This is a genomic window from Thermosporothrix hazakensis (genome assembly GCF_003253565.1).
In the GTDB taxonomy this organism is placed as follows: domain Bacteria; phylum Chloroflexota; class Ktedonobacteria; order Ktedonobacterales; family Ktedonobacteraceae; genus Thermosporothrix; species Thermosporothrix hazakensis.
The window spans coordinates 1-14,736 of record NZ_QKUF01000001.1 but is presented as its reverse complement, the minus strand read 5'-3'; the positions used below and the strand labels follow the sequence as shown (position 1 = coordinate 14,736).

Here is a 14,736-nt window from a genome sequence, read left to right as displayed (position 1 = left end):
TGTGGAGCGCGAGCTGATAGTCTGGAAAGCGAGAACAGAAGCTATGATACTCGTGACCGGTGCTACGGGATTTATCGGGAGTCATCTTGTCAGACGACTTGTAGAGCAGGGCGAGCGTCCACGCTGTTTAGTGCGTGATGTCGAGCGCGCGCGGAGTCTTCTCCCCGGGACTGAACTGGTACAGGGGGATACGACACGGCCCGAAACGCTACCGGAGGCCGTTCAGGGCGTGGATACGATTGTGCATTGTGCGTTTGTAACCGCAGATCGCAAGCAGACGGCTGCCACACGCTATTACGCCACAAACGTCGAGGGAACAGATAATCTGATTAAGGCGGCGAAGGAGGCGGGCGTGCGGCGCATGATTGAACTGAGCGGCCTGGGGACAAAGCCGGATAAGCCCGGGAGCTATATGCAGGGGCGCTATCTGGCCGAACAGGCGCTGACAACGAGCGGGCTGGACTGGACCATTGTGCGTCCCTCGGTGGTGTTTGGCAAGGGCGCACCCTTTATCAGCGGGCTGGTGAATCTGATTCGGACTTCGCCGGTGCTTCCCTTGCTCGGTGGCGGGAAGATCATGTTTCAGCCTATTTTTGTAGAAGATGTCGTCTCTGTGGTGCTCTTTCTTCTGGAGCATCCCGAGCAGACGAGTGGAAGGATCTACACCATCGGTGGTCCCGAGTACTATTCTTTTGAACAGATACTCGACTTGCTCACGCGAACGATGGGCAAGAAGCGCCTGAAGGTGCCCGCGCCGTTGCCATTCGTCGCCCTCGGGGCTGCCGTTCTGGAAGCGGTGTTACCGAAACCACCACTGACCAGAGAGGCCGTATCTCTCTTTACCTTTGATAACACGACGGCGCTCGATAGTGTTGAACGTGACTTTTTCTTTATCCCGGTTTCTTTTCGCGCATATCTTCAAGAGCAGGGCGTATGAGGTGTCAAGGAGCTTTCTGGGAGCGTTGTAGTATGATGTCATACCGGGACAGCAAAACAAGTGTGAAGAGCGAAACGCCGGAAATTCGTTCCCGCCGGGTAAGAAAAACTCATATCAGAGAGAGAGCCTGATAGAACGTTCTTTAAGAAGAGGTACCTCTGCATACCTGTACCTCTGTTGTGGAAGTGCTTTATGCTGATTGGAAGAAGGACAGGAGCAGAATCATCTCGCCGGATAGCGTTGTTGTGCATAATGCTGGTAGTTGAGAGCTTGTACCGGAGCCCGCGCACGCTCCATTTTCTCAGTATTATTTGAACCGGGAGTAATTGAATTTGTGATAGTAACGCACTCAGTAATAGTGAGGGAGGGAGCCTTGTGACTCAGATAGGGAGAGTGGGCCAGGATCTGCGCGCTATTAGCGACGAATTGATGCGAATATCGCAATTGCTGCATCAGCATACGATGCGCCTGGAAACCGATGTTGAAGGAAAGTATGCTTCAGATACAGGTGATCCGCGGGTTGGCTTGCTGGTTGATGCCTTGAACATCGAGCGTCGCGCTGATATCGAGCTTGGACGTTTAAGCCATGCGCTTCAGCAGATCCTCCGCTCGATGCCGGGAACAGGTGGGCTCAGCAATGGCCAGAGTGGCGCGGTTGCCTTTGAACGAGAGCGGGCCGTGTTGCGGAGCAGCATTTCCACACTGAAGAAAGAGCGCGACGAGCAGGGAATTCTGGCCGATATCGCACGGACCCTCAATTCCACGCTTGAGCTGGATGAGGTCCTCAAGCTGGTGATGGATCGTGTCATTGAGTTTGTGGATGCGGAGCGTGGCTATTTGATGCTGGTGAGTCCCGAGAGCGGCGAGCCGGAGTTTACGATTGCTCGCGATAAAGAGAAGTATACCATTCCGGAGAGCGAGTTCGCGGAAGCGCAGATCAGCAAGGGAACGGTGATGCAGGTGATTCGGACGCGTGAGCCGCTGTTAGGGCGTGATGCCGCCCTGGATCAGCTCTCGCAGATTCATGAGAGCATCGTGTCTCTGGGGATTCGCTCGATTATGTGTGCGCCGCTGATCGTGCGAAACCATTGTATCGGCGCAGTCTATGTCGATAGCCGGATTACCGCGAACCTCTTCAGTGAGCGACACCTTGATCTCTTGCTGGCCTTCTGCAATCAGGCAGCCATTGCTATCGATAATGCCCGGCTATTCGCTGATTTAAACAAAGCCATACAGCAGGTCAAGAACGACAAGCAATACATGGATAATATTTTCCGTTCTATCGCGAATGGCGTCATCACCACGGATAAACAGGGATATATTACCACCTTCAATTCAGCGGCGGGCTACATTCTCAATATCAGCAGCAAGAATATGATCGGCAAGCATTATGGTGAGGCCTTTATGGCTCTGCCACGCCAGCTTGGCCTGATCCCCCTGTTTCGGAACGCGCTGGAAAACTATCATCTGCACGAACATGGTACCTTTGTTCCCAGTTCGGTTGAGTGTACGATTCCCGGGCGTCGACCGGAGCGCATCAGCCTGAACTTCTATATCTCCTCATTGCGCGATACCGAGGGCAAACATATCGGCGCGGCGCTGGTGATTGATGATCGGACCGAATTAAAGCGCTCCGAAGAGCAGCGCAAGCGCATTCGTCAGATGTTCGAGCGCTATGTGCATCCTAATGTCGTACAACAGTTGATCCAGAATCCTAACGCGCTCAAGCTCGGTGGCGAAACGAAAGAGATCTCGGTGCTGTTTGCGGATATTCGCGGCTTTACCCGGCTGAGTGAAGGTATGGCTCCCGATGACGTGATGAATATGTTGAACCGCTACCATAAGATCATGTGTGAATCAATCTGGGAGGAAGAGGGAACGCTGACCGCCTTTCTCGGTGATGCCCTGATGGCGATCTTTAATGCGCCGCTGCCCCAGAGCGATCACGCGTTGCGAGCGGTCCGTGCGGCCTGGAAAATGCGTCTTGCTGTGCAGCAATACCAGCAGGAGCACCCGCATGAGCGCAATGTGGCATTCGGAATCGGTGTCAATACGGGGCTGGCCACGGTGGGCAATGTGGGAGCGCAGGAGCGCTTGCAGAACTATACAGCGATTGGTGATGCGGTGAATGTGGCCTCACGTCTGCAAACCAACGCAACAGATAACAATATATTGATTAATGATACGACCTATGCGCAGGTCGCACCGTATGTCAATACGGGGCAGGCATTCGCTCTGGGGGTCAAGAACAAGTCGCATCCATTGATTGTGCGCTATCTGCTAGGGGTTCTCTAACGGCCTGCGGAGGACGAAGCCGGTTTGTGGCAGACGTGTAAAGCCGAACCACTCATAGAGGCGGTGCGCATGCACGTTCTGCTCCTCCGTATTGAGCATGATGCGGGTGGCCCCATGTCTCTCAAAAAAGCGAACGGCTTCAGTCATCAGGCGGGCGCCAATGCCCTGCCGTTCGGCGGAGGGATGAACCGCGATGCGGATCAGGTAGCCCATCTCGGCATCAAGGGCGTTAAATTGATAGCCAACGACGTGCCCCCGCTGCTCGGCAACGACAAAGTAGGGATGAGTGCGGGCAATATCGCGGAAAGCTGCCTCATCATAGCGCCAGAGCTCCTCGAAGCAGGCGTGCTCGATCGTTAGCAGTGCAGGCATATCGGTCGCGGGATTGACGGGACGAATCGTCACCTGCTGATTTCCCTGCGTCGGGACGGCATAGTCATACTTATCATAGGAGTAGAGGTAACGGTCTGGCTCAAACTGGCGGTGCATCAGGAGCGGGCGGAGCCAATCGAGCATCATGTCACTACCCGAATAGTAGAGATCCTGCACACCTGCTTTATGCAGGGGCTGCATCAGGGCCTCAAGCAGGCGGTCAAGATGCTCGATATAGGACCGACTTTCCGTCCAACTGACGCCGAACCCGCCTATCCAGGCGACAGGCGGATTAACGGTCTGGACAAGGAGAAAACTGGTCAGCGTTGTCTGATTCGAGAAAACGCCCATGCACGGGTAGCGTTCCAGCAGGAGCGGAAGTTCTTCCAGCGTGAAACGCTGATAGATATATTCTGATGAGCGCAGCAAACGCTCGACAGCATGGACATCAGCGGGCGTCAGTTGCCGGACAGTATACATTCCACCTACTCTCAGGCTTTCTGTTTCTTCTCCGCGTTCGGGCCCAGAATCTCCCGCCGCAGCTTCTCAAGATCGGGTTTGGGCTTATTGCGCGGGCGATAGCCGGTCAGGCCGTGGATGCGGCGCAGCTCTGCAATCAGGACATCGGTATTCAGGCGATAGGGTGGAGTAGGCGCGGGTCCAAGATCGTCGACCGCAGCATCGCCGCCGAGAAGCTGGTTCAGGCTGGTCGCAACGCAGGACTCCATCGCGCTGACGCTATATCCGCCCTCCTGGACCATAATCACGCGGCCCTGACACAGGAATTCAGCCATCTCAAGGATAATTTTATTCAACTGGAAAAAGGCAGCCGTTGACAGATACATATCGCCAATCGGATCATTCCAGTGTGCGTCATAGCCAGCGGAGACCAGAATCAACTGTGGGTCAAAGCGATCAGCCGCCGAAGCGAGCACCTGCTTAAAGACCGCCTCATAGGTCGCATAGCTGGTCTGCGCGGGCAGGGGAACATTGATCGTTGTGCCTTCGCCTGCGCCCTCGCCGCGTTCGTCGTAGTTGCCGGTGCCGGGGAAGAACGGCGCCTGATGGACCGAGAAGTAGAGCACGCGTGGATCGTCGTAGAACATTTCCTGAGTGCCATTGCCATGATGCACGTCATAGTCGATAATCATGACGCGTTCGAGCCCATGAACATCGAGAGCATAGCGTGCTGCGACCGCCACATTATTGAAGATACAGAATCCCATCGCCGACTCAGCGACGGCGTGATGTCCGGGGGGGCGAACCAGACAATAGGCATTTTTGACCTCGCCCTTCATCACTGCATCGATTGCAGTTAGCGGGGCTCCTGCCGCTTTCAGTGCGGCCTCATAGGTTTTGGCTGATACGTAGGTATCGGTAGCGAAGAAGAAGGTTTTCTGTTTACCTGTTGCCGCCTTCTCCGCTGCTTGTTTGCTCGCTTCTGCAACCGACTCGATATACTCGCGCTCATGCACGGTTGCCAGCTCCTCAATAGTTGCGGCGCGTGGTGGGAGCAGGAGCAGGTCTTCGCGGTCAAGCCAGCCGAGGGCCTTAATGACCTGCATCGTCGATTCGAGCCGATCGGGCCGCTCAGGGTGTTTATCCGGTGTGATATGTTCAAGAAAAATCGGATCGTAGATAAGGGCCGTGGTCATGGGAAACATCCTTATGGCCGGGCCCCACAGGGGAGCCCGGCTTTGAGTTGTGTTGTTCGTGTTACTTGTTGAGAACCTTCTTCACCAGTTCGGGAACATCGAAGATGGTATCGGCAACCGGGACGCCAGCGGCCTCAAGGGCGGCGACTTTTCCCTGTGCGGTGCCGGTGTTGCCGGAGATGATCGCGCCTGCATGCCCCATACGTTTTCCTGGAGGTGCGGTTCGTCCAGAGATAAAGGCGACGACTGGCTTCTTCATCTTCGTCTTGATATATTCGGCTGCATCTTCCTCGTCGCTGCCACCGATCTCGCCGCACATCACCACGACCTCGGTCTGCGGATCCTCGTCGAAGCGTTTGAGATAATCGACGAAGGTAGAACCGATAATCGGGTCACCACCGATACCGATGCAGGTGGACTGACCGAAACCGGCCTCGGTGAGCAGAGAGACGACTTCATAGGTGAGCGTGCCGGAGCGGGAGATAAAGCCGACCGGTCCGGGTGTGAAGATGTCGTAGGGAATAATGCCGATTTTGCCTTTGCCGGGCGTGCAGAGTCCGGGGCAGTTCGGGCCGATCAGCGTCGCACCCTTCTCGCGCACAGTGATAATGGCGCGGGTCATATCCATCACAGGAATGCCCTCAGTGATACAGACGATCAGCTTGATGCCTGCATAGGCGGCCTCTTCGATGGCATCGGCAGCGCCGGGTGCGGGAACGAAGAGACAGGCTGCATTCGCGCCGGTTTTCTCGACGGCCTCAATGACGGTATCAAAAACGGGAATGCCGTCGACTTCCTGACCGCCTTTGCCCGGTGTTTTACCGGCGACAATCTTCGTTCCAGCTTTCACCATGTTGCGGGTGTGATAGAGGCCCTCGCGGCCCGTCATACCTACGACGACAACCCGTGTGTTTTCATCTAGCAGAATACTCATTGTCTTCTAAACCTCTATCCCTTCGAGCTTATAGCGGCAACGATCTTTTGCGCAGCGTCGCGCATATCTTTACCCCAGTCGAGGCCAGCATCCTTGAGCATAGCGCGACCTTCTTCTGCGCCTGTGCCGGAGAGACGAACGACAATAGGCATGCCTTTCGGAAGTTCGGCCTGAGCCATAATCACACCCTGGGCGACCTCTTCACCGCGTGTGATACCGCCGAAGATGTTGACCAGAATGCCTTTCACCTGGGGATCACGGGCAACAAAGGTGAGGGCCTTGTGCATGACTTCTGCTTTTGCGCCTCCGCCGATATCGAGGAAATTCGCCGGTTTGCCGCCCACGCGTGCGACCATATCGAGGGTGGTCATCACGAGGCCAGCGCCGTTCCCGATAATGCCGACGTCGCCATCAAGCTTCACATAGGTGAGCCCTTCCTGACGCGCCTCAAACTCAATTGGATTGGCCTCTTCGGGCTCGGCCCATTCTGCAATCTCTTTCTGGCGATAGAGGGCGTTGTCATCTATTAAAATCTTGGCATCGGCTGCCATTACTTTTCCATCAGTCGTCAGAGCCAGCGGGTTGATTTCCGCTAACTGGGCGTCGCTGCCAATGTAGGCCTTTGCCAGTGCTGTGAGGATGGCTGCCGCCTGACGCAATGCCTGTGAAGGGATACCCGCGCGCGAGACGATATTGAGCGCCTCAAAGGGGCGCAGACCCCAACGCATATCGATCGGGTACTTGATGATCTTCTCAGGGGTGGTCGCTGCAACCTCTTCAATGTCGATGCCGCCTTCTTTGGAGACCATCACAACCGGGGACTGTGTATTGCGATCAAAGACGATACCGAGGTAATATTCCTCTTTGATGTCGATCTTGGAGGTAACAAGAACCTTTTCGACGGTGAGGCCCTTGATATCCATACCCAGTACACGCTGTGCTGCTGCTTTGGCCTCGGCGGGGGTATCACCAAACTGGATACCGCCAGCTTTTCCACGACCGCCTACATACACCTGGGCTTTAATAACAACCGGCCCGCCAAGTTCGCGGGCGATAGCTTCGGCCTCTTCTGGCGTACGTGCGACCTTTCCAGGCTGCACTGGAATGCCATAGCGTGCCAGGACTTCTTTGGCCTGATATTCGTGTATCTTCAAAATAGTGCTCCTTAGTGGATATGGTGACATATTACATGCCCTGACGGGCCAGGAGTCGCGTTTTTCAACTGGATTTATGCTAGCACTAAGTGTTTGGAGTGTCAAGAAAACGCTGATGCTCTTGCGCGTGTTGCGAGAGCTGGAAAAGGAGCTATACGCTGTGCCGCATAGCTCCCGAATGTTGTTGTCTTAGCTGCGTATGACCTCAAGCACTTCGTCGCGCTTCTGCTCCATCAGCTCCTTGCTGTTGGCCTCAACGTTCAGGCGCAGCAGGGGCTCGGTGTTGGATGGACGCACATTGAACCACCAGTCGCCGAAGTCGACGGTGAGCCCATCCAGCTTGTTGACGGATTTCGCGCCCTTGCTGAAGTGCTCTTCCACCTGTTGCAGCTTGGCCTGCGTATCCTTCACTGTGGTATTGATTTCACCACTGCGATAGTAGTGATCAAGCGGCTTGATGAGCTCGGAGAACGGCTTGTTCTCTTCCGAGACGAGTTCGAGCATTATAAGGAACGCAATCAGTCCGGAGTCGGCGAACCAGTTATCGCGGAAGTAGAAGTGACCGGAGTGCTCGCCGCCAAAGATTGCGTCCTGTTTGCGCATCTCAGCTTTGATGAACGAGTGGCCGACGCGCGTTACGCCCGATTTACCTCCCAGTTTGGCGACCAGTTCGGGCACGCCTTTTGAGACGATGATGTTATGCAGGATGGTTGAGCCGGGATGTTTCTTGAGCAGGCTGTTGGCGACCATCAGTGTGACCTGTGAGCCGTCGATCAGGTCGCCATGCTCGTCGACGGGGAACATGCGGTCCGCATCGCCGTCGAACGCAACGCCCATATCCGCATGAGTCTCGCGAACCTTCTTCTGGCAGTCAACCATGTTTTCTGGCTCAATCGGGCTGGCGGGATGGTTCGGGAAGTTGCCGTCAAGCTCGAAGTAGAGCGGAACCAGTTCACAGGGCAGATGCTTGAACACGCGCGGAACAATCAGGCCTGCCATGCCATTTCCGGCATCAACAACGATTTTCAGCGGCTTGATTTTCTGGACATCGATGAATGACAGCACGTGCTTCACGTAGTCGTCGATGATGTCACGGCGGGTGACGGTCCCTTTCTTCTCGGGCGTGGCGAAATTGCCGCTGACTGCCAGATCGCGCATATCGCTCAGGCCGGTCTCAAAGCTGATCGGGTAGGCTTCTGCGCGGCAGAACTTCATGCCGTTGTACTTGCCGGGATTGTGGGAGGCGGTAATCATCACGCCTGCCGGATAGTTGAATTTGCCGACCGCGAAATACAGCGCATCGGTTGTGACCAGATCCAGATCAACAACGTCAACGCCCTGGTCGGTGATACCACGAATCAGGTTCTCCTTCAATTGCGGAGAGGAGAGACGCATATCCCGACCTACCGCGATGGTCGGGACGTTCAGATATTGGGCGGCGGCTCGACCGATGGCGTATGCTGTGTCATCGGTCAAGTTCTGCCCGTAAACCCCGCGAATGTCGTATGCCTTAAAGATGGATGGATCAACGGTAATCTTCTTTGTATCCATGCCCGGGTATGTAAGCAGCACGCCCCGTGTGAGGCGGTGCTTTGCTCCTTTCTCAATAGTTATGTCAGATATGTTGCCTGTGGTCGGCGAATTTCTAGCAACATCCACGGCTCACCGGCGCTGCGCGGGTCAAAGATCTGCCCGACTTCGGTGAAATTGGCTTTTGCGAAGGCGCGGCGGGCCGGATGGTTGGCAACCGCAGTTTCTGCGTAGACGCGAATGATGTGCGGTGAGGTAAACAGATAGCGCACGATGGTGCGTATCGCTTCGGGGCCATAGCCGCGGCCCCACTTGCTTTTATCTCCCAGACCAAGCCCGACCTCAACCTGTCCCAGACGGTAATCAAGGTTAAAGTAGGTGATGGTGCCAATGGGGGTATGCTTCTCATCCTCGATGATAAACCAGAATTGTCGACCGTTTCCGCGAACATAATTACGCTCGAAGTTTGGGAGAAAATCCGCCATACTGCGTGAATAGGGGCGATGAGGATCATAGCGCCAGACCTCATCATCGCGCTCCCAGTGAAAGACATAATGCGCGTCTTCCATACGTGGACGTCGCAGCGTTATGCGCTCTCCATGCAGCACCGGTCCCTGCATGTTCTCTTTCTTTTGTCCTTGTTCGATCTCCGTCATCAGAGCAATCCTACTGCTTGTGCAAAGCTGTTACCTGCTGCCAGGGGAGCGACCTGAAAGACCTCTGCCAGGGTTTGACCGAGGTCGGCGAAGCTGCCTCGTGTGCCCAGGTTGGTCGCCGGACGAATCGGCTGACCATACGCGAGAAGTGGAATGCGTTCGCGTGTATGATCGGTTCCGCGGAAGGTTGGATCAACCCCGTGATCGGCAACGATAAAGAGTGCATCGTCTGGCCGAAGCAGGCGTTGAACCTCGGGAAGCCAGTTATCCACATCGTGCAAGGCCTGTGCATAGCCCTGGCTATCGCGGCGGTGTCCCCACAACATATCAAATTCTACCAGATTCACGAAGAGGAGGCCTTCAAAGTCTCGTTCTAACCAGCGCAGTGCAGCGGCCATGCCTTCGCGGTTTGTCTCAGTGTGATCGCGCTCTGTCAGGCCACGTCCAGCAAAGAGGTCTTCAATCTTCCCGATGCCGATAACGGCTTTTCCGGCGTCTTTGAGCTCATCCAGTAAGGTGATGCCTGTCGGCGCAAGGGCGAAGTCGCGGCGATGCTCTGTCCGTACGAACGAGCCAGGCTGACCGATAAATGGCCGGGCAATAACTCGACCAACAGCATTTTCTCCTGTAAGCATATCACGTGCGATCTGGCAAATGCGATACAGCTCATCCAGAGGAATGACATCTTGATGGGCTGCAATCTGAAAGACGCTGTCGGCGGAGGTATAGAGAATGGGCCGACCGGTACGCACATGTTCCTCGCCGAGTTCTTTGATGATCTCGGTGCCCGAGGCGACTTTGTTGCCGATAACCCGCCGCCCTATTGCCTGCTCGAACGCTGAAACGAGCTCGTCGGGGAAGCCATCGGGATAGGTAGGAAGTGGCTGTTGCAGAACAACGCCCATGAGCTCCCAGTGTCCCGCGACGCTGTCTTTGCCAGCGGCGGTCTCGATCATGCTGCCATAGGCGCCGAGGGGCTGCGGTTCGGGAGGCGTCCCCTGAATCGGGGTAATATTGCCCAGTCCTAGCTTGCCCAGATGGGGAAGTTCCAGCCCGCCAAGTGCCCGGGCGCAGTGTTCGATAGAACTCGCTCCTTCGTCTCCGTAGGCTGCTGCGTCGGGATTCTCGCCTACGCCGACACCATCCAGCACGACGACAATTGCTCGTTTCAACCTGCTCATTTCTGTACCACCTTTGTTCGATCTATGCGTGCGTACGGCTTGATGGGCTCACCGATAAGTGGCAACGCATAGTGATAGAAGGCCGATGTCACCATTGTTTTGCTGTCATCCAGGAACTCGGGCGGAAGCAGGCGCTGCACATTGGCAACTTGTTCCAGCTCCACCAGTCCGGTCGTGCAGTGATATATTGGCTCATCGTGCCGGATCAGCGTTACCATTTTATCACTTTCGCCCTGCAATGCCGCATGTGTCGCCATTTTCCCGACCAGATAGGCTTCATCCTGATCTGTGGCAGAGATGTTTTGTGCGGACATGCGTTGCAGGTCGCCCGGTTTTTCAAAACGCGCACGTAATTGTAACTTCTGCTTTACTAATTCTACCAGAGTTTGCGCGGCTCCGCTAAGGAGTGGATGGTGAAAGGCGTCAACTCCCGCCTGCCCGACTGCTCCCAGGTACTGCCCTTGCTCGTCTTTAATCGCCTCTGAGGTCACGATGATGACATAGCCAAGCTTGCGATAAATAGCCTCGACACGGCTCAGGAAGCGGTCTGCATTGAAGGGCTGCTCTGGAACCAGCAAGATATGCGGCGCGTCGTCTTCATCGCGACGCGCCAGCGCGGTCCCGGCAGTCAACCAGCCGGCGTTACGGCCCATCGTTTCAATGATCTTGATTGGGTAGTGCCAGGGCATGGAGAGCGTGTTCATGGTTGAATCGAGTGTTGCCTGAGTGAGAAAACGAGCGGCGCTGCCATAGCCGGGACAGTGGTCGGTGAAGGGGAGATCGTTATCTATCGTCTTTGGTACGCTGATCGTGTAGAGCTCGTATTGTTCTGCCCGGGCGGCCGCTGCCAGCCTATGGGCTGTATCAGCGGAGTCGTTGCCGCCGATATAGAGAAAATAGCGGATCTCATAACGTCGCAGAATGTCGATCACGTGCGGAAGGTCGTCATCACGAAGTTTATAGCGGCAGGAACCGAGCGCGGCGGATGGCGTATGCAGGAGCTGTTGCCAGAGGCGGGGTGATTGCTGGCGAAGGTCGACGATCTGTTCTTTCAACAGACCCTCGATGCCGTGCAACATACCGTACACGCCTTGAATGCGTGCGTCTTGCAGGGCAGCGTCAACGGCTCCGACAAGGCTGGCGTTGATAACAGCGGTTGCACCGCCGGATTGACCGATAATCAGATTTCCTTTTTGAGAAGCAAACAAAGGAATGATACCCCCTTGCTTTGTATGCAAATTCTTTCGCTGAGGCCATTATAGCAAGGAGTGATGCGAGAGTCGAGCAAAAGCGCGGATTTTAACAGAGCTTTAACGTAATTGAATTTGCATCTAGTTATGCTTGAATGTTAGTATAAAGGTGCTTCTTTACGGGGCTTATTTGCTTTCTTCAGAGGGATATTTTGATGATACCACACAAGATTATTTTAGACTGCGATCCCGGTCATGATGATGCAGTTGCGATCCTGCTGGCGGCACGCCATCCAGCGATAGAGCTGCTGGCGATTACAACGGTGGCCGGAAATCAGTCGGTTGAGAAGACGACCGCGAACGCCTTGAAGGTATGTGCGCTGGCTGACATTCGGCATGTACCGATTGCGAAAGGCGCTGAGAAGCCACTTCGCGGGACACCGACATTCGCCGATAATATTCATGGAGAGTCAGGGATGGATGGCCCTACCTTACCCGAGGCAACTATGCAGGTGTCGCCTTTACATGCGGTTGATCTTATGATCTCTCTTCTATTACAGTCACAGGGTGATATCACGCTTGTTCTGACCGGGCCGTTTACGAACCTGGCGCTTGCAATGCAGCGTGAGCCCGCAATTGTGCCGAAGATCAAGCAGATCGTTGTGATGGGCGGCGCGATCGGCCTGGGGAATGTGACTCCGGGTGCGGAGTTTAATGTCTGGTTTGATCCTGAGGCGGCAGCGCAGGTGTTTGCCTGTGGTCGTCCGCTGCTGATGGTTCCATTGGAGGTGACACATCAGGCGCTTGCGACCGAGGAGATTCTGCAGCAGTTGCAGGCTTCAGGGCGACCTGTGCCGCGTTTTGTGGCCGATCTGCTGACCTATTTTGCCGGGACCTATCAGCGGGAGTTCGGTTTTCCTGCGGCTCCGGTGCATGACCCCTGTACAGTGGCGGCCCTGATTGATCCTGCGATCATTGAGACGCGGGAGATGCGGGTTGAGATCGAGACAGGTGGTGAGTGGTCGCGGGGGCGGACGGTGTGTGATGTGTATGGAAAACTGGGCAAAGCTCCCAACGCCCGTGTTGGATATCAACTGCATGCCGGGCGTTTCTGGGAGCTGGTGCTGACTACGCTTCTGGCGTATGCATAAGTGCTGCGGAACGGGTTAGATCTGGTAGTCCATCTCCCAATCTTGCTCGTTCCAGCCCTGAGTGAGCTCTTCGTGCTCTTTCAGGCGTTCGCCCTCTTTCATCAGGAGTTCTGCCGGTTTGGAGGCCACAACAGAATTAGGTGGAACTGATTCGAGAACGAGGGCCATTGCTCCGATTTTGCTGCCTCGACCAATGGTGATTGGGCCCAGAATGGCGGCTCCTACGCCGATGGTGACATCATCTTCAATGGTGGGGTGGCGCTTCTGTTTGCGTCCGGGACTGCGTCGCCACCAGCCTGTTGCACCGAGAGTGACCTGATGATACAACATGACGTTGTTGCCGATAACGGTTGTCTCGCCGATGACGACACCCGCTCCGTGGTCGATAAAGAAGCGTTTCCCAATCTGTGCGCCGGGGTGTATTTCGATTCCTCCTGTGACCACGCGGGCAAATTGCGAGATCAGGCGAGGGATGAATGGAACGCCAGCTTTATAGAGCGCGTGGGCGATACGGTGGAAGATCAGCGCCCATAGACTAGGATACGTAAGTGCTTCAAAGATGTTGCGACAGGCAGGGTCTTTTTCAAAAATGACATCTATTGCGTCGGGCCAGGGGGTGCGCCGTCGTGGCGTCTTGCCTGGTGCCGGAATCGAAATCCCGGGCGGGAGTTCAGGAAGTTGTGAGATGTCTGTTTCGTCTCGCTCGGCCTGAATATGCTCAGTATCCGATGAGAGGCCTCTTGGTCCCTGCGTCATTTTGCTGTTTGTACCCTTTTCTTCTCTGATAGCTACGCTGAAGGGGAGAGAACGATTGCTCCCTGTTTGGAGTGTATGGCAGGAGATGGAACTTGTCAAGGGGAAAAGCTGGCAGATGGTTCCTGTAGTCATAAAGATGAATATAGCTGTGCGTTCCATCTTTCTTTATTCCTGAAGCAAAGAACCGCCATAAAGAGAGGGAACAGGGAAACAAAAAGCGCGGAGACAGAATGAATGCCTGCGTCTGTCATCATATTTTGAGAAGTCCGACATGCTGGGAAAAAACGCTTGACAATCTCGACAGAGTATGCGAGAATACGTCTCGCCATGACAGAGGTTGGACAAGAGTTCCAGTAAAAAGTTTTGAGAAAAATGATGATGAACCCTTGACAACTGAAAATGAATGTGGCATATTAATAGATGCGCCGGTGAGGCGGCAGTTGGGTTGATTGGTTGGGGTTTGTGCCACGGTAATGTGGCTCTCCGAAAGAACATTTCCCGTAAGAAGGCTGAGCTAACAGGGATTAGTCTGCCCTTCAACGCGAAAGAAATTTCGGAAAGTTGGTAAAAATCCCGCTCAAAAAAGGCTTGACAAAGCGAGGCCGAACTGCTACAATACCGGAGCAATCGAGAAGAGCGCGAAAGCAAAAGAAATGATGCTTATGCGCGTTATGCGAGTACCTTGACAATTGAAGAGTGGAAAACAGAACCGCATGGACGGAGGCTCCTTCCTCCAAGAAGGAGCGCAATGTCAGTTCCTGTTGATTCTGTGATCTGTTCCATTGAGCAGATCAAACAACAACAACCAAGCATGATCGCGTATCCTGTGAGGATATGTCGAGATAGAAATAACGCTTGAATGGCGAGTTTGATCCTGGCTCAGGACGAACGCTGGCGGCGTGCCTAACACATGCAAGTCGAACGC

12 protein-coding genes and 1 rRNA gene are annotated in these 14,736 nt (G+C 54.8%); 4 read left to right on the top strand and 9 right to left on the bottom strand.

Annotation, left to right across the window (positions count from 1 at the left end; genetic code table 11):
• Positions 1 to 43: 43 nt before the first annotated feature.
• Both EI42_RS00065 and EI42_RS00060 read left to right on the top strand, forming a co-directional pair.
• Positions 44 to 937 carry a complex I NDUFA9 subunit family protein gene (locus EI42_RS00065; protein ID WP_170211503.1) on the top strand — a complete coding sequence of 298 codons (894 nt, stop codon included), beginning with the start codon at positions 44 to 46 and terminating at the stop codon, positions 935 to 937.
• 375 nt (positions 938 to 1,312) lie between these two features.
• Positions 1,313 to 3,232 carry an adenylate/guanylate cyclase domain-containing protein gene (locus tag EI42_RS00060; protein ID WP_137686077.1) on the top strand — a complete coding sequence of 640 codons (1,920 nt, stop codon included), beginning with the start codon at positions 1,313 to 1,315 and terminating at the stop codon, positions 3,230 to 3,232.
• Here the strand turns inward: EI42_RS00060 and EI42_RS00055 are convergent.
• From EI42_RS00055 to EI42_RS00020, 8 genes are all read right to left on the bottom strand, one after another.
• A complete protein-coding gene (locus EI42_RS00055) occupies positions 3,218 to 4,084 on the bottom strand; it encodes a GNAT family N-acetyltransferase (RefSeq protein WP_111317483.1) in 867 nt (288 codons plus the stop codon). The genes EI42_RS00060 and EI42_RS00055 overlap by 15 nt on opposite strands.
• Before the next feature lie 11 nt (positions 4,085 to 4,095).
• Positions 4,096 to 5,259, bottom strand: a complete 1,164-nt coding sequence (locus EI42_RS00050) for a histone deacetylase family protein (protein WP_170142241.1) — start codon at positions 5,257 to 5,259, stop codon at positions 4,096 to 4,098.
• 61 nt (positions 5,260 to 5,320) lie between these two features.
• Positions 5,321 to 6,193 carry a succinate--CoA ligase subunit alpha gene (gene sucD / locus EI42_RS00045; protein WP_111317481.1) on the bottom strand — a complete coding sequence of 291 codons (873 nt, stop codon included), beginning with the start codon at positions 6,191 to 6,193 and terminating at the stop codon, positions 5,321 to 5,323.
• 14 nt (positions 6,194 to 6,207) lie between these two features.
• Complete coding sequence (gene sucC, locus EI42_RS00040) at positions 6,208 to 7,347, bottom strand: ADP-forming succinate--CoA ligase subunit beta (protein ID WP_111317480.1); 1,140 nt, start codon at positions 7,345 to 7,347, stop codon at positions 6,208 to 6,210.
• Between the two features lie 189 nt (positions 7,348 to 7,536).
• Positions 7,537 to 8,898, bottom strand: a complete 1,362-nt coding sequence (locus EI42_RS00035) for a phosphohexomutase domain-containing protein (protein WP_174843928.1) — start codon at positions 8,896 to 8,898, stop codon at positions 7,537 to 7,539.
• Positions 8,899 to 8,957: 59 nt separating this feature from the next.
• Positions 8,958 to 9,533 (bottom strand): GNAT family N-acetyltransferase, encoded by a 576-nt coding sequence (locus tag EI42_RS00030; RefSeq protein WP_111317479.1) that lies wholly within the window; start codon positions 9,531 to 9,533, stop codon positions 8,958 to 8,960.
• Positions 9,533 to 10,714 carry a phosphopentomutase gene (locus tag EI42_RS00025; RefSeq protein WP_111317478.1) on the bottom strand — a complete coding sequence of 394 codons (1,182 nt, stop codon included), beginning with the start codon at positions 10,712 to 10,714 and terminating at the stop codon, positions 9,533 to 9,535. Before EI42_RS00025 ends, EI42_RS00030 begins: the two co-directional genes overlap by 1 nt.
• The gene (locus EI42_RS00020) at positions 10,711 to 11,922 is read right to left on the bottom strand and encodes a 6-phosphofructokinase (RefSeq protein ID WP_111319491.1); all 1,212 of its coding nucleotides are present in this window, start codon (positions 11,920 to 11,922) and stop codon (positions 10,711 to 10,713) included. The genes EI42_RS00025 and EI42_RS00020 overlap by 4 nt, the downstream gene beginning before the upstream one ends.
• A 197-nt stretch (positions 11,923 to 12,119) precedes the next feature.
• Between EI42_RS00020 and EI42_RS00015 the strand changes: the two genes are divergently transcribed.
• Positions 12,120 to 13,055 (top strand): nucleoside hydrolase, encoded by a 936-nt coding sequence (locus EI42_RS00015; RefSeq protein ID WP_246046292.1) that lies wholly within the window; start codon positions 12,120 to 12,122, stop codon positions 13,053 to 13,055.
• Positions 13,056 to 13,070: 15 nt separating this feature from the next.
• Here EI42_RS00015 and epsC read toward each other — a convergent pair whose 3' ends face one another.
• The gene (gene epsC, locus EI42_RS00010) at positions 13,071 to 13,811 is read right to left on the bottom strand and encodes a serine O-acetyltransferase EpsC (RefSeq protein ID WP_111319487.1); all 741 of its coding nucleotides are present in this window, start codon (positions 13,809 to 13,811) and stop codon (positions 13,071 to 13,073) included.
• Between the two features lie 856 nt (positions 13,812 to 14,667).
• Between epsC and EI42_RS00005 the strand changes: the two genes are divergently transcribed.
• Positions 14,668 to 14,736, top strand: a 16S ribosomal RNA gene (locus tag EI42_RS00005); the annotation flags it as partial.

What these genes read in the sequence shown, in the direction of transcription:
- EI42_RS00015 (WP_246046292.1), top strand. Translation starts at nt 12,120, where the DNA reads ATGATACCACACAAGATTATTTTAGACTGCGATCCCGGTCATGATGAT.
- sucD (WP_111317481.1), bottom strand. Translation starts at nt 6,193, where the DNA reads ATGAGTATTCTGCTAGATGAAAACACACGGGTTGTCGTCGTAGGTATG.
- EI42_RS00030 (WP_111317479.1), bottom strand. Translation starts at nt 9,533, where the DNA reads ATGACGGAGATCGAACAAGGACAAAAGAAAGAGAACATGCAGGGACCG.
- EI42_RS00065 (WP_170211503.1), top strand. Translation starts at nt 44, where the DNA reads ATGATACTCGTGACCGGTGCTACGGGATTTATCGGGAGTCATCTTGTC.
- EI42_RS00035 (WP_174843928.1), bottom strand. Translation starts at nt 8,898, where the DNA reads ATGGATACAAAGAAGATTACCGTTGATCCATCCATCTTTAAGGCATAC.
- epsC (WP_111319487.1), bottom strand. Translation starts at nt 13,811, where the DNA reads ATGACGCAGGGACCAAGAGGCCTCTCATCGGATACTGAGCATATTCAG.
- EI42_RS00055 (WP_111317483.1), bottom strand. Translation starts at nt 4,084, where the DNA reads ATGTATACTGTCCGGCAACTGACGCCCGCTGATGTCCATGCTGTCGAG.
- EI42_RS00050 (WP_170142241.1), bottom strand. Translation starts at nt 5,259, where the DNA reads ATGACCACGGCCCTTATCTACGATCCGATTTTTCTTGAACATATCACA.
- EI42_RS00025 (WP_111317478.1), bottom strand. Translation starts at nt 10,714, where the DNA reads ATGAGCAGGTTGAAACGAGCAATTGTCGTCGTGCTGGATGGTGTCGGC.